General features: G+C 52.6%; 17 protein-coding genes. 16 read left to right on the forward strand and 1 reads right to left on the reverse strand.

Annotated elements, in window-relative coordinates; genetic code table 11:
- The first annotated feature begins 2 nt into the window (after positions 1 to 2).
- The 14 genes from ispG (at position 3) to L2W48_RS04730 (ending at position 15,028) form a co-directional block, all read left to right on the forward strand.
- Positions 3 to 1,055, forward strand: coding sequence for a flavodoxin-dependent (E)-4-hydroxy-3-methylbut-2-enyl-diphosphate synthase (ispG, locus tag L2W48_RS04665; RefSeq protein WP_236098861.1), 1,053 nt, complete (start codon positions 3 to 5; stop codon positions 1,053 to 1,055).
- 51 nt (positions 1,056 to 1,106) lie between these two features.
- A complete protein-coding gene (argF, locus tag L2W48_RS04670; protein ID WP_236098862.1) occupies positions 1,107 to 2,051 on the forward strand; it encodes an ornithine carbamoyltransferase in 945 nt (314 codons plus the stop codon).
- Positions 2,052 to 2,235: 184 nt separating this feature from the next.
- On the forward strand, positions 2,236 to 2,976 hold the full coding sequence (gene nadE / locus L2W48_RS04675; protein WP_236098863.1) for an NAD(+) synthase: 741 nt from the start codon (positions 2,236 to 2,238) through the stop codon (positions 2,974 to 2,976).
- A 36-nt stretch (positions 2,977 to 3,012) separates the two neighbouring features.
- A complete protein-coding gene (locus L2W48_RS04680) occupies positions 3,013 to 3,759 on the forward strand; it encodes a YebC/PmpR family DNA-binding transcriptional regulator (RefSeq protein ID WP_236098864.1) in 747 nt (248 codons plus the stop codon).
- A 4-nt stretch (positions 3,760 to 3,763) separates the two neighbouring features.
- Positions 3,764 to 4,255: a crossover junction endodeoxyribonuclease RuvC gene (ruvC, locus tag L2W48_RS04685; protein WP_329604248.1), complete on the forward strand. Its 492-nt coding sequence runs from the start codon at positions 3,764 to 3,766 to the stop codon at positions 4,253 to 4,255.
- Between the two features lie 4 nt (positions 4,256 to 4,259).
- Entirely contained in the window at positions 4,260 to 4,868 is a 609-nt protein-coding gene (gene ruvA / locus L2W48_RS04690) for a Holliday junction branch migration protein RuvA (protein WP_236098866.1), read from the forward strand.
- A gap of 21 nt (positions 4,869 to 4,889) precedes the next feature.
- A complete protein-coding gene (ruvB, locus tag L2W48_RS04695; RefSeq protein WP_236098918.1) occupies positions 4,890 to 5,915 on the forward strand; it encodes a Holliday junction branch migration DNA helicase RuvB in 1,026 nt (341 codons plus the stop codon).
- Positions 5,912 to 7,291 carry a SpoIID/LytB domain-containing protein gene (locus L2W48_RS04700; protein ID WP_236098867.1) on the forward strand — a complete coding sequence of 460 codons (1,380 nt, stop codon included), beginning with the start codon at positions 5,912 to 5,914 and terminating at the stop codon, positions 7,289 to 7,291. The genes ruvB and L2W48_RS04700 overlap by 4 nt, the downstream gene beginning before the upstream one ends.
- A 54-nt stretch (positions 7,292 to 7,345) precedes the next feature.
- On the forward strand, positions 7,346 to 8,380 hold the full coding sequence (queA, locus tag L2W48_RS04705) for a tRNA preQ1(34) S-adenosylmethionine ribosyltransferase-isomerase QueA (RefSeq protein ID WP_236098868.1): 1,035 nt from the start codon (positions 7,346 to 7,348) through the stop codon (positions 8,378 to 8,380).
- A gap of 47 nt (positions 8,381 to 8,427) precedes the next feature.
- Positions 8,428 to 9,402 carry an endolytic transglycosylase MltG gene (gene mltG / locus L2W48_RS04710; RefSeq protein WP_236098869.1) on the forward strand — a complete coding sequence of 325 codons (975 nt, stop codon included), beginning with the start codon at positions 8,428 to 8,430 and terminating at the stop codon, positions 9,400 to 9,402.
- Between the two features lie 29 nt (positions 9,403 to 9,431).
- Positions 9,432 to 10,568, forward strand: a complete 1,137-nt coding sequence (locus L2W48_RS04715) for a GTPase (RefSeq protein ID WP_236098870.1) — start codon at positions 9,432 to 9,434, stop codon at positions 10,566 to 10,568.
- Between the two features lie 8 nt (positions 10,569 to 10,576).
- Positions 10,577 to 11,932 (forward strand): TldD/PmbA family protein, encoded by a 1,356-nt coding sequence (locus tag L2W48_RS04720; RefSeq protein WP_236116502.1) that lies wholly within the window; start codon positions 10,577 to 10,579, stop codon positions 11,930 to 11,932.
- Between the two features lie 32 nt (positions 11,933 to 11,964).
- Positions 11,965 to 14,283 carry an FtsK/SpoIIIE family DNA translocase gene (locus L2W48_RS04725; RefSeq protein WP_236114808.1) on the forward strand — a complete coding sequence of 773 codons (2,319 nt, stop codon included), beginning with the start codon at positions 11,965 to 11,967 and terminating at the stop codon, positions 14,281 to 14,283.
- Entirely contained in the window at positions 14,267 to 15,028 is a 762-nt protein-coding gene (locus L2W48_RS04730) for a thiamine diphosphokinase (RefSeq protein WP_236098873.1), read from the forward strand. The genes L2W48_RS04725 and L2W48_RS04730 overlap by 17 nt, the downstream gene beginning before the upstream one ends.
- A gap of 15 nt (positions 15,029 to 15,043) precedes the next feature.
- Here L2W48_RS04730 and rpmB read toward each other — a convergent pair whose 3' ends face one another.
- Positions 15,044 to 15,238, reverse strand: a complete 195-nt coding sequence (gene rpmB, locus L2W48_RS04735) for a 50S ribosomal protein L28 (RefSeq protein ID WP_005662052.1) — start codon at positions 15,236 to 15,238, stop codon at positions 15,044 to 15,046.
- Positions 15,239 to 15,338: 100 nt separating this feature from the next.
- On the opposite strand from rpmB, the gene xseB reads away from it, so the two are divergent.
- Both xseB and L2W48_RS04745 read left to right on the forward strand, forming a co-directional pair.
- The gene (gene xseB / locus L2W48_RS04740; protein ID WP_236098874.1) at positions 15,339 to 15,563 is read left to right on the forward strand and encodes an exodeoxyribonuclease VII small subunit; all 225 of its coding nucleotides are present in this window, start codon (positions 15,339 to 15,341) and stop codon (positions 15,561 to 15,563) included.
- On the forward strand, positions 15,550 to 16,452 hold the full coding sequence (locus tag L2W48_RS04745) for a polyprenyl synthetase family protein (protein ID WP_236098875.1): 903 nt from the start codon (positions 15,550 to 15,552) through the stop codon (positions 16,450 to 16,452). Before xseB ends, L2W48_RS04745 begins: the two co-directional genes overlap by 14 nt.
- Positions 16,453 to 16,465 lie beyond the last annotated feature (13 nt).

The raw sequence follows: 16,465 nt of genomic DNA on the forward strand, positions 1-16,465 counted from the left end.
TTATGTCGCGATCTGTGTCGGTAGGCTCTCTCGGAATCGGTGGGGATAACCCGGTAAGGGTCGAGAGCATGCTGAAGACCCCCCTTAGCGACAGGGAGGTGTGTCTCGATATGCTTCGGAGACTCTCCGAGGCCGGATGCGAGATGGCCAGGGTCGCTTTCCCGTCTATGGACCAAGGGGACGATCTCAAAAAATTGGTAGAGCTCAGTCCTATCCCGTTGATGGCCGATATACACTTTGATCCCGCTCTAGCGGAGAAAGCCCTCGAACAGGGCTGTCCTGCGATCAGAATCAACCCGGGAAACATGGGAGATCCGAGAAAGCTCGAGAGAATTGTCCATATGGCGAGGGAAAGAAAGGTCCCAATCCGGATAGGTGCCAACAGCGGTTCCGTCAGTTCTAGACAGGTAAAGGATGCCGGAGGAAACAGGGGGTTGGCTCTCGCTCTCGCCGTGGAAGAACAATTTCTCATGTTGCTGCACCACGATTTTCACGATGTCATCCTTTCGGCGAAGTCGACCGATGTCGGAGAAACCCTGGAGGCGAACGGAATCCTCCATGAACGATATGGAGAATACCCCTTCCACGTCGGTATGACCGAATCGGGGTCCGGTATCCCAGGAATAACGAAAAGCTCCGTAGGACTTGGGCTTCTGTTATCCAAGGGAATAGGCGATACCATCAGGGTTAGCCTCAGCGACTCTCCCGTTCTGGAGGTCGAGACCGGCTATGAGATACTGCGATCTCTGGATCTGAGGCACAGAGGAGTGGAGATTATATCCTGTCCTACATGTGGAAGGAAGAAGCTCGACGTGGTGGCGGTGTTGTCCAAGATAAAGCCTCTCCTTGTCGACCTTCCCGACGGTTTCAAGGTAGCGGTGATGGGATGTGAGGTCAACGGGCCTCAGGAAGCCCGCCACGCCGATATAGGGGTGGCCGGGTCTCCTACGGGGATAGTCTTTTTCCGAAAAGGAGAGATCGTAGGAAGGTGCCCTCTATATAAACTTGAAAAAGAGATGAGTTTACTTATCGAGCCATATCGTCTAAAATCCTAGATGGGTCTTCGAGAATATCGTTGCCCATAAAATTGAAAGGAGTGCTTTGTAATGGCGATCAACCTCAGAGGACGTAGTTTCTTGACCCTTAAGGATTTCACCTCCCGTGAAATCGCATATCTTCTCGATCTTTCGATGGATCTCAAAAGGAAAAAGAGAGCGGGCATAAAGGGAGACCTTTTGGAGAATAAGAACGTGGCACTTATATTCGAGAAATCGTCCACCAGGACCAGATGTGCCTTTACCGTCGCCTGTATCGACGAGGGAGCACATCCCGAGTTCTTGGGAAAGAACGATATCCATCTCGGCAAAAAAGAGGACGTCCAGGACACGGCAAGGGTTCTCGGCCGCATGTTCGACGGGATTCAGTTCCGTGGTTTCAGCCAGGACCTCGTAGAGGCTCTCGCCAAGCATAGCGGTGTCCCAGTCTGGAACGGCCTTACCGACGCCTATCATCCTACCCAGATACTGGCCGACTTCCTGACCATCCAGGAGGCTTTCGGAAAGCTTAAAGGCCTGAAGTTGGTCTATATCGGAGACGGAAGAAACAACATGGCCAACTCCCTCATGATCGGAGCTGCCAAGGTTGGAATGCACTGCACCATCGCCGCTCCCGAGAGCCTGTTCCCCGAGGCTTCTCTGGTAGAGGAGGTAAGAGCCATCGCCGCCGAGACAGGAGCTAAGATAGTCTTGGAAAGCGATCCCAAGAAGGCCGTAAAAGACGCCGATGCCATCTACACCGACGTCTGGGCCTCCATGGGCGAGGAGGACAAGGTGGCGGATAGGATAGCCCTTCTGACTCCCTATCAGGTCAACTCGGAGCTTATGTCGGCTACCGGAAACTCCGAGACCATCTTCCTCCACTGTCTTCCTGCCAACAAGGGGCAGGAGGTCACGGAGGAAGTGTTCGAGTCTTCCCGTTCTCTGGTGTTCGACGAGGCGGAGAATAGACTTCACACCATAAAGGCGGTTATGGTCGCGACCCTAGGAAAATAGACATAGGTATTACGGAATTTAAGTACGAAGGCGCGGAGTGAAATTCACTCTGCGCCTTCGTACTTTGGAAGGGCCATTTTCTCCTGCCTAGCGGTGACAATGATAGAGGTCCCGTATCGGATCGTTCACTCCCGTCTTGGGCCATGTGATACAATAACGGGGCCATATAAAAGGAGGAGACACCATGGCGGAAACGAGAAAAAAGGCAGAAGAGATGGTGCGGATCATAGAGAACTGGCTTAGGTCGAAGATGGACGATGCCGGATGTGCTGGAGGAGTCGTCGGGCTGAGTGGAGGAATAGACTCGGCAGTCGTGGCCGCTCTTCTCAAAAGGGTCTTTGGGGAGAACATGCTGGCGGTCAAGATGCCCTGTCACAGTCTGTCCGAGGACGGTGACCATGCCGATCTGATGATCGATTCTTTCGACCTGCCCTGGACTGCGGTGGATCTATCGGATATATACGATCGTTTTACTGAAATATTGAGCTTGGACAAAAATAGCCTTGCCTCCGCCAACATAAAGCCGAGGCTGAGGATGACCGTTCTTTACGCTTTGGCCCAGGACAGAAATTTCTTGGTCTGTGGTACGGGCAACAAGGCGGAGCTTACGGTAGGTTACTTCACCAAACACGGTGATTCAGGGGCAGATCTGCTCCCTTTGGCGGATCTCACCAAAGGAGAGGTCCGGGAGGTAGCTCGTTTTCTGGGTGTGCCTGCGATTATCGTGGAGAAAGCGCCCTCTGCCGGTCTATGGGAAGGTCAGACGGACGAAAAAGAGATGGGACTCTCCTACGATCAGATAGACGAGTATATAGTCAGAGGCGGTAAATGCGAGGTCTCCGACGAGATCGACAGGCGATTTAAGATGACGGAGCACAAGAGGAAGCTCCCCGAAGCTTGTACAGTTTTCGAGGATAGTATATAAAGAAACGGAATTTCAAAGCACGAGGTGATTTATCGTATGTCAGGACACTCGAAATGGGCAAATATCAAACACAGGAAGGCCGCGCAGGACGCCAAAAGAGGAAACCTGTTTCAGAAACTCATCAAGGCCATCATAATAGCCGCTAAAGAGGGAGGAGGCGATCCGGCGACCAACATTCGTCTGAAAGCCGCTCTCGACAGGGCTAAAGCAGCAAGCGTTCCCTCGAATAACATAGAGAGAGCCATAAAAAGAGGCACCGGAGAGATAGAGGGAGCTACCTATGAAGAGCTGGCTTACGAGGGATACGGCCCCGAAGGAGTAGCCGTTATCGTGGAGTGCCTGACCGATAACAAAAATCGTACGACTCCTGAAATAAGGATGATCTTCGATCGAAACGGCGGATCTCTAGGAGCCACCGGCTGTGTTGCTTGGATGTTCGAGCGCAGAGGGGTCATAAACATCGGAGGGGACGACCTGAACGAGGAGGATCTGATGGAAGCAGCCCTGGAGGCCGGAGCCGAAGACGTTGAAAACGACGGAGGTTTCGTGGTCTATACGGATCCTTCCGTCGTGGATGAAGTCAAAGAAGGTCTGGAGTCCAAGGGATTCGCCATAGATGAGGCGGAAAGCCAGCTTGTTCCGAAAACCACGGTGAAGATAGCCAACCCCGACAAAGCCAGAAAGATCCTTAAGCTTATGGATCTTCTGGAAGGACACGACGACGTTCAGAACGTCTCCTCGAATTTTGATATCCCCGAAGAAATCATGGACCAGGTCGAGTGATCCGATTCGCTGTCTAGGGATAGACCCTGGAATAGGTCGGATGGGCTTTGGGGTAGTTGAGCAAATCGGGAGTAAATACAGGGCCTGTTCCTTCGGGTGTCTGGAAACCCCTCCCGATATGTCGGTACCTCAAAGGCTCGACGAGCTTTACAGAGGGTTGAGGGAGCAGATAAACGGCTGCTCCCCTCATTTTATGGCAGTGGAAAAACTGTATTTCGGGAGAAATACTACTACGGCTGAAAACGTATGGCAGGCCAGAGGAGTCGCTCTGCTTGTGGGAGCTCAAAACGACCTTTTCGTCCTGGAACCGAAACCGTCGGAGGCGAAAATAACTGTCTGCGGAGACGGTAGGGCGGAAAAATCTCAGGTCCAGAGGATGGTCCAGGTTATATTGAGCCTCAAGGAGATTCCCCGACCGGACGATGCCGCCGACGCCTTGGCCATCGCCTTGGCGGGACTGGCTCTTTTGCCTACATCCACTATAGGGAGGAGATGACTCCATGTTGGCGATGGTTACCGGAACCGTATTGGATGTTACCCATCGAGTTGTCGTCGTCGACGTCTGCGGCCTCGGTTTCGAGATGCAGCTCAGCAGAAAAGCCTCTTCCCTGTGCAGCGTGGGGAAAGAGGTCTCTCTTCATTGTCATGTACAGTTCTCAGACGCCGGCCCCACTTTGTTCGGCTTTGCAGATGGACTGGAAAAGGCCGTTTTTCTGAGGTTGCTCTCTGTGAGGGGGATAGGAGGCAAACTGGCACTTCAGGTTCTGCAAGGGATGACGGCCGAGGCGGTCGTACAGGCAGTCTCTTTCGGCGACCCCTCCAGCCTGACCGGAGTTCCCGGTATAGGCAAGAAAACGGCGGAGAGGATCTGCTTCGAGCTTCAGGAAAAGATGTCAGAAGGCCTTCCGGAAGGCTCTGCCGATGGCTTGCGAGAGACATCCGTTCCGGACTCGGAAACCGTTATGGAGGCCCTTGAATCCCTGGGATTTCAGAGACAATCCTCTTCGGAGGCATTGGCCTCAATAGCGAAAAAGAGGGGGTCCGTCGAGGGGTTGGGAGTGGAGGACCTAATCATGCTGGCGTTGAGGGAGCTGAATTCCAGAGCATAGGAGGTGCGTTGATTGGAACGGATGGAAGACAGAATAGTGGATGTCTCCGAAAAAGACGACGATCTATCGCTGCGTCCTCTATCGCTCGAGGATTTTACAGGCCAGGAATCCATAAAAAACAAGCTCAGGATTTACGTCAAAGCCGCCAGACAGAGAGGGGAACCGTTGGATCATTCTCTGTTCTACGGCCCCCCCGGTCTCGGGAAGACTACCCTGGCGGGCATCATAGCCAGAGAGATGGGGGGAGATCTCAGGATAACCACAGGCCCTGCCCTGGAGAAAACCGGGGATCTTGCAGCCATACTCTCCAACCTTCAGGACAACGATGTCCTCTTCATCGACGAAATTCACAGGATGAACAGCAGTATCGAGGAGGTTCTCTATTCGGCTATGGAGGACTTCTCTTTGCATATCATAGTGGGGAAGGGCCCTCTTGCTAGGAATATATGTCTTTCTCTTCCAAAGTTCACCCTTGTGGGAGCTACCACCAGACTGGGATTGTTGACATCTCCGCTCCGGGCACGCTTTGGGATAGTGGAGCAATTGAGCCTCTACTCCGCGGAAGAGCTTGCGTCGATAATATCCAGAGGAGCCGGGGTTCTCAATGTCTCCATTGAGGGGGAGGCTGCCTTGCTTATCGCTGGTCGATCCAGAGGGACTCCCAGGATAGCTCTGAGGATCCTCAGGAGGGTCAGAGACGTCGCGGAGGTCGCGGGAGACGGAGTAATAACTCCTGCTATTGCCGAACGAGCCATGTCCATGTTGGGTCTGGACGGCTTCGGTCTCGACGACGGGGATCGAAGGATACTGGAGGCATTGGTCGATCTTTTCTCCGGCGGTCCAGTCGGATTGTCTACCGTTGCTGCGTCGTTAAACGAGGAATCTCAAACCGTGGAGGACATATACGAACCCTATCTGCTCCAGCTGGGACTTCTGGAGAGGACTCCCAGAGGAAGAAAGGCGACCGCGAGGACCTATGAATACCTCGGACGGCGACCTCCTCGCTCTTCTCAGTTGACCATACCTACAGAGGAGGATACAGAATGAAGCAGAATAGATACAGTATAACCGTCTTGTTTTTGACGGTTATTTCCTTCGTTTCCCTTTATTTTGCCTCTCCCATACTTGCCAGCAGAAATATAAAAGTGGGGTTGGGCGAGGGGAAATCCACCGTTTCCCTCTATTCTTCCGCTCCGTTAAAGGCGTCGGATAAAAGCGGAACGGTCCTTTCCGGAAAAAAAGGGCTCTCTTTTTCCGTTTCAGGGCATCGCCTGATGTGCCAGGGGCGATCCATGGTCTCTCCTGTCACGGTCGTCTCCTCGTCGCCCATAGTATACGAAAAAAGACCTTATCTAGGGTCTTTTTCTCTGATATCGATAGGCGGCAGACTATCGGTGGTGAACGTCCTCGACATAGAGAGTTACCTTCGAGGTGTGCTTAAAATGGAGGCCAATCCCAAATGGCCCATGGAGGCTCTGAAGGTGCAAGCCATCATCTCCAGAACCTACGCCTTGAGATCCATAGGCCGTCATGGCGCCAAGGGGTACGATGTATGTGCCACCCCTCACTGTCAGGCCTACAGGGGAATAAACGCCCATGATCCTGTGACGGACCGAGCCGTAAGAGAGACGACGGGCATGGTGGTGAAATACGGAGGGACTCTGGCCAAGACCTTCTTTCACTCCGACAGTGGAGGTATGACCGCAGCGTCGGAGAACGTCTGGGGAGGCTCCGTTCCCTACCTTCGGCCTGTGAAGGACCCTGTTCCCTCCAACTCTCCTCATTCCAGATGGTCGATCAGCCTCAGCGGATCCCAGCTGGGCAAGGCACTCGCCAGAGGCGGCTATTCCATCGGGAGCGTCACAGATATTAAGATAAACTCGCTGGACGGTTCGGGCCGAGTGCTATCGATGACCCTGAGGGGAACGAAGGGCAGCAAGACAATGTCCGGTCATCGTTTCCGTATGGTAGTGGGAAGCAAGGTCGTAAAGAGCACGGCATTCAAGATAGTGTCCGGGGCGCAAAGCCAGGCTTACGATTCTATCGAATCAGGGAACCAGTCGGCAAGGTCGGACGAAGGGCTGACCTTAGAGGAAGAGTCTTTGATAATGACTCTGACCAAACAGGGAGCTTTTTCCTCGGAAGAATTGATAGCCATGTTGGTCGATCCGGCTAAAAAAAGGGAACTTCTGGATAAGAGGCGGGGAACCGTGACTCGAAAAGTTCAGAAGCCGTCTTCTTTTCCCAATAGCGGTTATTCACGGTCCAACGGGACCTTCCTTTTGGAGGGGACGGGCTGGGGGCATGGAGTAGGTTTATCTCAGTGGGGGGCTAGAGCCTTGGCGTTGGCTGGATGGGATGCCAAGAGGATAGTGGAGTATTATTATCCCGGTACGGTAGTCTCGTCGGACGGTCTCCGATAGGGATCTACCCATACAGGAAGCAACGTAAAAAAAATTGGAGGCTCGTTCTTTTTCATGGAAGAAAACATATTCAAGGTATCCTCTTACGATTACCGACTGCCGGAGGAACTCATAGCTCAAAACCCTGCGGACCCCAGGGATAGCTCTCGATTGATGGTCCTCTCCAGAGAGGATGGAAGCCTGGATCACAGGGTCTTTTCCGATCTTGTAGAATATCTAAGGCCTGACGACGTTTTGGTGAGGAACGATACCAAGGTTATGGCGGCTCGACTGAAGGGCAAAAAGGTCGAGGGAGAGGCTGAGGTCGAGATTCTGGTGCTCTCCAGATTATCCGGTCAGACCTGGGAAGCTATGGTACGCCCAGGTAGAAGGCTGAAGCCGGGAATCTCTGTTCAGCTTTCCGATGGGACCATTGTCAAGGTGGACGGTATCAGGCCGGAGGGGCTGAGATCTGTGACCTTCCCTGATGACGTGGATGTTCCATCTCTTTTAGATAAAGTGGGAACCGTGCCGCTTCCTCCCTATATAACCGATTCGAATGCCTCCCCCGAAGCCTATCAGACAGTCTTCGCCAACAAAGTAGGCTCTGCTGCGGCTCCTACCGCCGGTTTACACTTTACCCCTGAGCTTATAGAGCGGATAGAAAAAAAAGGTGTCGAGATACTGGATGTAACCCTCCAGGTGGGACTGGGGACCTTTCGACCAGTGAAAGAAGAGGACTTGAGGCATCATCCGATGCATCGGGAGAGATGTCAGATCTCTTCCTATACAGCCGATCGTATAAACGAAGCGAAGGCTCAAGGACGACGAATAGTGGCCGTAGGGACCACATCGGTCAGGACCTTGGAGTCCATGGGGGATTCGGGAGTCCTGCTTTCCGGGGAGAGGGATACGTCTTTGTTTATATATCCTGGGTTCGAGTTTAAGATAGTGGACGCTATGATCACCAATTTCCACCTGCCTCAGAGCACCCTGTTGATGTTGGTATCAGCTTTCGCTGGACGAGAGAGAACATTGAACGCCTATAAAGAGGCGGTATCTATGGCGTACCGCTTTTTTTCCTTTGGCGATGCTATGTTTATATACTGAGGGCTCCGATGAAGGTAAAAAAGAAGTTGGTCTTTAGGTGTTTTTTTATGATTTCCTTGATCGTATCCATATCGGCGACGACGTTGTGGCTTATGTTTCCCGATTGGTGGTACGATGTATGTGTTATGCCCTTTCGTTCGTCTCCTGCGGTCGATTTTCGGATCTCTCCTGGAGTAAGGGCATCTCGAATAGCGGAGGATCTCGTCGACGAAGGAATATCTGTCAGCAGGGGAAATCTGATCCGTTTTATGGTCCGATCCGGACTGGACAGAAAACTAAGGCCGGGACTTTACAGCCTAATCCCAGGGCCCAGCTGGAGGGTCGTGGAACAACTGTTAAATCAGGAGCCGTTACAGTTCAAGATAACCTTGATCCCCGGAACTCCACTGGGCGACTATTTTCCGTTCGAGGAAAATTACGTATCTAGAGATAACGAGATGCAGCTTTCCAAGAGTTTTTTTCCCGAAGATATGGTGGACCTACTGCCGTCCGTGCCTGTTTACAGAGCGGCCTATCTTCTCCCCGAGACATACCATCTACCGGAACTGAATCCGGAGTCTCTTGTCTCTCAGGCCTCGAGATTATGGTGGAATCTGCTGGGGAAACGCATGCCGAAAGCGTCGAAAGACGTCTTCGATCTGGCCATAAAGGCATCTCTGGTGGAGAGGGAATCCCTTAAAGACGAGGAGCGTCCCGTAATCGCCGGAGTTATAGAAAACAGATTGAAAAGGGGAATGCCCTTACAGATAGACGCCACCGTCGTCTATGCCTTGAAGCTTAAGGGACGAGATGTCAAGAGGGTTTCCTATAAGGATCTGAAGGTCGATTCCCCTTACAATACATACAGGATACCGGGCTTGCCGCCTTCTCCGATATGCATACCCTCGGCTGCATCGTGGAAAGCGGTGTTATCGCCGGATGAACACGGTTATCTCTACTATGTGGCGGACGGTACGGGAGGTCATGTCTTCTCCCGCACCTATGAACAGCATAGAAGGGCTATAAGAAAGGTCCGTAATTGACGATCCGAGAGATCGAGGAGGGGAACCTCATGGAAGACTTAAAGGATAAGAGATGTCCCGGGTGTGGTGCCCGTTTTCAGAGAAACGATCCTGATGGGGCAGGTTATCTCCCGGAGGGTAAAGACCCCGATGGTAACGTAATATGCAAAAGATGCTTTCAGATGAAACACTACGGGGTTTTCAAAAAAGCCTCCATAAAGGACAGCTCTATAAAAAGAGACATCTCCAGGGAAGTCTCTGGGTGTTCCGCGATCTTTCTCGTAGTGGACATATGCCAGTTCGAGATATCCTCCAGTGCCTTGGATTGGGTGGCCGATCTCAACAAGCCGGTTTTCGTCGTTATAAATAAATGTGACGTATTATCCAAGTGGATCACTCCAGGGGAAATAGCCTCCTGGGCTTCCGAAAGGCTATCGGTGCCGCTCCATAGAATACACCCTCTGTCCGCCTTGAACCGGAAATCAGTCAGAGATCTTAGAAATAGGATAGAGGATGCCTTTCCTCCGGGAAGTAAAATATTGCTTCTCGGAACCACTAATGTAGGGAAAAGCACCCTTCTGAGCGGACTGACGGGGGACGATACTCCCACTATCTCCCGGCTCCCTGGAACTACTTTAGGGATAACCCAGGTAAAGAGTCGCCATAGCGCCATCACCTACGTAGACGTGCCGGGACTGAAGGAGGTCAACCCATGGCTAGGGAAGCTGTGTGCTGACTGTCTGACCGGGCTGATACCACAGAAAAAACTTCAGAGTTATTCCACCGTGCTCAAACCGGGACAATGTCTGTCTTTAGGTGCTATCGGCTGGTTTGTCGTAGACGATGCGGGAGAACGAGGATGGATAAAGGTGGAGGCCTTTGCCGCCGACGAGATGATCTTCCATCGGACCACCGAAGATCGATTGCATGAACTTCTGGCTCCCTACAGGGAGGACCTTTTCTCTCTTCCCTGTTCGAGCTGTTGGGCCTCCCTGGAGGGCCCGGACTACGTCGAATACATGGAGGATTTTCACGTCGGGCTCGACATAGTCTTGCCTGGATGTGGCTGGTTTTCCGTACGGAGCGGTTACGGGAACGGTCGATTTTACCTCCCGAAGGGAATCTCTCCTATACTGAGGCCCGTACTCGTCCCGAGTCAAAAGGACAGAAAAGGCCAATCTCGATGACAGTCTTTATGGATTCACTGAGGGATTATTGGTCCTCCCTATGCTCCCGATCTGAAATAGTTCTAGGGGATCTTTACCTACAGAGCTCTTCAGGGCATCATATGACTTTGGACGATGGACGGCTGGAGGACATAGGCTCCTCCAGCTCCTCCGGCGTAGGTGTGAGGCTTCTAAGAGGAGAGGAGACGATTTACACCAGCAGGAACGGCACCGATGGAAACGCCCTAAGGACGGCCATGGAAGAGATATCCATCCTCAGGGGGGACAAGTCAGGGAGGGTCCCAGAAGGTGACTCTATACTGGTAACCCCCGTGTTGCCTCCTATCTCGATGGGGGACGAGCTTATCAGGCTTAATAGGAAAATTCGGTCTCTGTCGTCCAAGGTGGCTCAGGTAAGTCTGGCTTTTTCGTCTTCGGAGAAAAACGTTCTCATAATTAGAGAGGACGGTTCCGTCTGTAGAGATAAAAGACGTTATTCCATGTACAGCGTCAACATAGTGGCCGAGAAGGACGGAGATCTTCAGACCGGATCGAGGGTAGTAGCCCAGATGACCGATATCGACGGCCTTTTAAGGAAATACGATTTTGACGAGATCGCCTCGGATGCCTTGCGGACAGCCGAAACCATGCTGGAGGCCACTCTGTGTCCTGCCGGGGCCATGGATGTCGTCTTCGCAGGAGAGGCCGGGGGTACCATGATCCACGAAGCCTGCGGACACGGCATGGAAGCCGATATAGTCGAAAAGGATTTCTCCGTTTACAGAGACAGAATCGGAGAGGTTATAGCGTCTCCTTCAGTTACTATCGTCGACGATGGCTCTATACCCGGTCTATATGGAAGTTTCGAGGTCGACGATGAGGGGACTCCTTCGAGAAGAAACTTACTGGTCGATAAAGGGGTGCTCAAGGCCTATATGACCGATAGGGAGACTTCAGAGAGAACAGGCTTCCCCTTGACGGGAAACGGCAGGAGATCGTCCTACAGAGTGCCCCCTCAGACCAGGATGAGCAATACCTTCGTCGAACCGGGAGAGACCACTATGAATGAACTACTGGGATCGGTGGACAACGGCTTGCTGGTCAGACAGATGGGCGGAGGAGAGGTAAACCCTACTTCCGGTGACTTCGTCTTCCACGTTACGGAGGGGTATCTGGTCAAAGGTGGCAAGGTGACCGTTCCGGTAAGAGGTGCCATATTGACCGGCAACGGTCCTGATGTTCTTCGACGTGTAGTCGGAGTCGGAACGGATCTTCGATTCCTTCCCGGTATGTGCGGGAAGGGTGGTCAGAGTGTCCCCGTAACGGACGGACAACCGGCCCTTTTAGTTGAAAATATAACCGTGGGAGGGAGTTCGACAGATTAATGCCCTTGAATAACGAACAGGATCAAGATCGCGTGATTATAAGAAGGAAGAAAAGAAGATCGGGGAGAAAAGACGAGAAAACCGGAGGAATCTTGGCCCTCCGTCTGTTTTTCATGCTTTCCTTTTTCCTCGTCGTCTACTTGGTCGGGGCCCTCGTCTGTCCTTGGACCGGACTTTGGGGACGGTCTTTAGGAGACTTCATTCTAGGTCTTTCCGGAGGAGCTACTGTTATTCCCTTGTTCTTTCTGGCCTATTCTCTTTTTGCCCTAGGAACCGGCAGAAAGATAACTTCCCCTCTCAGACAGATCGGAGGGACTGGGCTTCTCTTTATCTGTGGGGCAATCTTGACCGGGATAATGTCCATGACTGGCCCCCAGCCCAGAGTTCTGACCCCGGGTATCATGGGAACCATGCTGGCAGGGTTGTCGGTAGAGTGGATAGGGGCTTTGGGCACGCTGATAGTAGGCATTTCCTTGACGGCGTTATCGGCCTATCTCTACGGTATCTCTGCAATTAGGCCCGAGGCCGTCCTCGGCTGGATTCAGGGCATGGTACTTCGGTTCAGGGCCAGGTTGCCAAGGAGGCCGCTTGCCGATGAATACGACTCCTCCGAGGACGTCTCATTGGACTGGGAAGACGAGCCGGTTCCAGAGATATCCATAAGGACGGTGTCCCCCGAGAATTCGGACGAACTTCTCGATGGCGACCTATATGAGGACCAGGAGGAAGAGAGTTTTCCCGTAGAGGATTATCGGGAGGAGGTTCTCTCCGACGATAACGAGGAGGAATCTTGCTTCTCTGACGAGGAAAATGACGAGGAAAAACGGTCCTTTTCCGACGCATCTACCGTCTCCCGCGAGGAGAACCACGAGTTGGACGATGACGAAATCGACGAGGAAGATCTCCCGGAGGAGGAGACTGATCCTACCGGTCCATTTCCTCCGCCGATGGATCTTTTCGGCCCAGGAGAGACCGGAGATCCTAGAAACGATCCGATGATACTCCGCCAAAAAGGTTTGGACATCGTGAGCGCTCTTTCCAGTTTCGGAGTGGACGCCGAGCTGGCCCGTACCGTCGAGGGACCTACTGTCATACAGTATCAGATCCAATTGGCTCCGGGGGTTAAAGTCAGCAAGGTCGCGGGGTTGAGCAAGGATATTGCCGTGGCCTTGGCTGTCCCGTCTTTGAGGGTGGAGGCCCCCATCCCCGGGACATCCTACGTAGGCATCGAGGTCCCCAACAAGAAAAGGCGCCCTGTGACGCTCCGTTCCGTGATGGAATCCGAAGAATTTTCGGATTCCGACGTGATCCTCCCTCTTCCACTGGGATTTCGCGTAGACGGATCCCCCTTGGTTGTGGGATTAGAGGAACTTCCTCATCTCCTGGTAGCTGGGACGACCGGTTCGGGTAAAAGCGTCTTCGTTACAAGCTGTATAACCGCCATGTGCGCAACCAGAACACCTGCGGAGCTGCGTTTTATACTGGTCGATCCCAAGCGAGTCGAGATGGCTATATACGAAAAACTTCCTCATGTCTTGGCAAAACCGATCGTAGATCCCCAAAAGGCGATACACGCTTTAGGTTGGGCTGTCCGTGAGATGGAGAGACGATACGAGGTCTTTGCCAGGACAAGGGTGCGTCAGCTGTCGGGATACAATCAAAAAGTACTCCCGAAAGACAGGCTGCCCCATATAGTGATAGTGGTGGACGAGTTGGCCGATCTGATGTTCACCGCATCCAAAGAGGTGGAGGATTTTATCTGTCGTCTGGCTCAGATGGCTCGAGCTACCGGTATCCATCTGATATTGGCCACTCAGAGACCATCCGTCAACGTCATCACGGGGTTGATAAAAGCCAACGTCCCCGCCAGAGTGGCTTTCACCCTTCCGTCACAGACCGATTCCAGGACGATAATCGACGTAACGGGAGCACAGCAACTTTTAGGTAAAGGCGATATGCTTTTTTCCAGCACTAAATTCCCAAGACCCATAAGGATCCAGTCTCCTTTTATAGACGAGGATACCACCTTACAGGTCATAGACTCTCTTCGACGTTCTTTTGGGGATCCCGAATACGTCGAGCTCGAGGACCAACAAAACGGCAAAGGAGGACGTAACGTTGATTTCTCCTACGACGATAGACTGGAAGAGGCTATCAGGTTCGTCCTCGGCAGTGGCATCGCCTCGGCCAGCAGATTGCAAAGACAGATGCGGGTAGGATTTACCAGGGCCGCCAGGATGATAGATACTATGGAGCAGATGGGGATCATAGGTCCTCAAGATGGATCTAAACCCAGGGAGATCTACGTCGACGAAGAAAGGGCGGAGGAAATACTTGAGGAATATCTCTGACGACGAAGCCAGAAAAGCTGTCGAACTGCCCCGTGTAAGCCTGTCTTTAGAGGGTCTTAACGAAGGGAAGAGAGGAAGGGTCATGGTCGCGGGAGGTAGAAAACCGATATCTTCCTGGCTCACAGACCTCTGTCGCGGCCGAGAGCTATGGGCGGTGGATTCCGGTGCCGACTCCTGCATGAAGGCAGGTATCGTCCCCGATCTATGTCTAGGTGATTTCGACAGTTTATCTCGTTCCTCCTTCGATTGGCTGCAAAAAAATGCCGTTCCTTTGGAACGGCATCCCGCTGACAAGGATTTTACGGATCTTCAGTTGTCCATAGAGAGAGACAGGCAAGATCCGTCAGGATATCTGATAATAACCGGATGTTGGGGAGGTCGGTTCGATCATCTTTGGAGTCTGGTGATGTCTGCCTTTGAGGCGGATATATTCCCACATGGTCCGATCGTCTTAGCCGATCACAGAGAGTTGATGTTTTTCTTGAAGGGAGGGGACTCCTGCACGATCTCCCTGAAAGACAAAAATGAGCCTAAGGCCCTATCTCTGCTGGCCCTGTCCGACAAGGCTGAGGGAGTATCGGTCTCCGGGGTGAAGTGGCCTCTCTCGGGGGCTTCCCTGAGGCGAGAGAACCCCTATGCCGTAAGCAACGTGATCTTGCCCGATGTAGAGGAAATACCGGTAAGCCTCGAGAAGGGCGCTCTAGGAATCTACGTTACTTGGGAGACGGAAGGGGATTTTTCCTAAAAAGGAAGCGGGCCCCTAGAGGGCCCGCTTAACCTTACCGGAACGAAGACAGCGAGAGCATATACGAAGCTTTCTCGTTTCGCCGGCACCGAGATCAACCCTAACGGAATGAAGGTTGGGAAGCCAGCGCCTGCGGGTCTTCCTGTGGGAGTGACTTACGGAGTTGCCCGTTACCGGCCCCTTTCCGCAACAGTCGCACACCTTAGACATGATATAGTGGCCTCCTTACATAGGTTCAAATCGACTGGAGCATTGTACCATATAAGAGCCGAAAGGGACAACGATTCTTTACAGCTAGGGGAGTGTGAATATGAGATTTTCCGAAAAGATGACCCTTTTAGAGGAAATCGTACATAAATTGGAGACGGAAAAACTTCCTTTGGAGGATTCTCTGGAGCTTTTCGAACGAGGGGTATCCTTGGTCTCCGAGGCCAAGGGGTTTCTTTCCGAAGCTGAACAGCGCATATCCATGGTTACCGATAAAGGACAGGAACCAGTCGTATTGGAAGGGGTAACGGAAGATGGCGGACGCTGATATCCTGAAAAGAGAGCTGAAAGATAAAAAAGAGATCTTTGAGAAGTATATGGAAGATTGGGTGGGATCTCGTCCAGAGGGCGTTCCCCCTCTTATGTGGGATGCCATGGTCTACTCTCTCAAGGTTGGAGGCAAGAGGCTTCGTCCCGTGCTCTGCATGGCGGCTGCGGAGCTTTTAGGAGGAAGGTCCGACCTGGTTCTGCCCATGGCCATGGCCTTGGAGATGGTCCACACCGCATCTTTGATACACGACGATCTCCCCGCTATGGACGACGATGTCCTCAGAAGAGGACAGCCTACCAATCACGTCGTCTACGGCGAGGCCTTGGCTATATTGGCAGGAGACGCCCTTCTGTGTCAGGCCTTCGAGCTCCCTCTGACAGAGCTTTCCTCGGAGATCTCCAGGGAGAACGTCGTCAAGGCGATCGCACACTTTGCCAGATCTATAGGTCCCGGCGGTATCTGTGGGGGACAGGTTCTGGATATGGAGTCGGAGGGATCCGAGAAGGACTGTAGTTCTCCTACGGAGATATCGACCTTGAAGACGGCTGCTTTGATCAGGACGTCCCTGATCACAGGGGCCATCCTGTCGGGAGGAAGTTCTGAGGATCTGGAGGCTTTGGAGAGTTACGGTCTGGAACTCGGAGTGGCTTTTCAGATAGCCGACGATATACTGGACGTGAAGGGCGATCAAGAAGAGCTTGGCAAATCTCTGGGGAAAGACGAAGCTCACGGCAAGAGGACGTTCGTAAGCGATTCCGGCATGGAAGACGCTATGAGGAACCTGAAGGAGAGGACCGAACGGGCTATTTCGTCTCTGGATCGGTTTGGAGAGAGTAGCGCTTTTCTCAGGGAACTGGCCCTCTATCTGGAACACCGGACCAGATGAAAGGAGATCGGTC

The sequence above is a fragment of the Dethiosulfovibrio russensis genome (assembly GCF_021568855.1).
Classification (GTDB): domain Bacteria; phylum Synergistota; class Synergistia; order Synergistales; family Dethiosulfovibrionaceae; genus Dethiosulfovibrio; species Dethiosulfovibrio russensis.

Excerpts from the sequence above, each read along its gene's own strand:
- ispG (WP_236098861.1), top strand. The coding sequence starts at position 3 with ATGTCGCGATCTGTGTCGGTAGGCTCTCTCGGAATCGGTGGGGATAAC.
- argF (WP_236098862.1), top strand. The coding sequence starts at position 1,107 with ATGGCGATCAACCTCAGAGGACGTAGTTTCTTGACCCTTAAGGATTTC.
- nadE (WP_236098863.1), top strand. The coding sequence starts at position 2,236 with ATGGCGGAAACGAGAAAAAAGGCAGAAGAGATGGTGCGGATCATAGAG.
- L2W48_RS04680 (WP_236098864.1), top strand. The coding sequence starts at position 3,013 with ATGTCAGGACACTCGAAATGGGCAAATATCAAACACAGGAAGGCCGCG.
- ruvA (WP_236098866.1), top strand. The coding sequence starts at position 4,260 with ATGTTGGCGATGGTTACCGGAACCGTATTGGATGTTACCCATCGAGTT.
- ruvB (WP_236098918.1), top strand. The coding sequence starts at position 4,890 with ATGGAAGACAGAATAGTGGATGTCTCCGAAAAAGACGACGATCTATCG.
- L2W48_RS04700 (WP_236098867.1), top strand. The coding sequence starts at position 5,912 with ATGAAGCAGAATAGATACAGTATAACCGTCTTGTTTTTGACGGTTATT.
- queA (WP_236098868.1), top strand. The coding sequence starts at position 7,346 with ATGGAAGAAAACATATTCAAGGTATCCTCTTACGATTACCGACTGCCG.
- mltG (WP_236098869.1), top strand. The coding sequence starts at position 8,428 with ATGATTTCCTTGATCGTATCCATATCGGCGACGACGTTGTGGCTTATG.
- L2W48_RS04715 (WP_236098870.1), top strand. The coding sequence starts at position 9,432 with ATGGAAGACTTAAAGGATAAGAGATGTCCCGGGTGTGGTGCCCGTTTT.
- L2W48_RS04720 (WP_236116502.1), top strand. The coding sequence starts at position 10,577 with ATGGATTCACTGAGGGATTATTGGTCCTCCCTATGCTCCCGATCTGAA.
- rpmB (WP_005662052.1), bottom strand. The coding sequence starts at position 15,238 with ATGTCTAAGGTGTGCGACTGTTGCGGAAAGGGGCCGGTAACGGGCAAC.
- xseB (WP_236098874.1), top strand. The coding sequence starts at position 15,339 with ATGAGATTTTCCGAAAAGATGACCCTTTTAGAGGAAATCGTACATAAA.
- L2W48_RS04745 (WP_236098875.1), top strand. The coding sequence starts at position 15,550 with ATGGCGGACGCTGATATCCTGAAAAGAGAGCTGAAAGATAAAAAAGAG.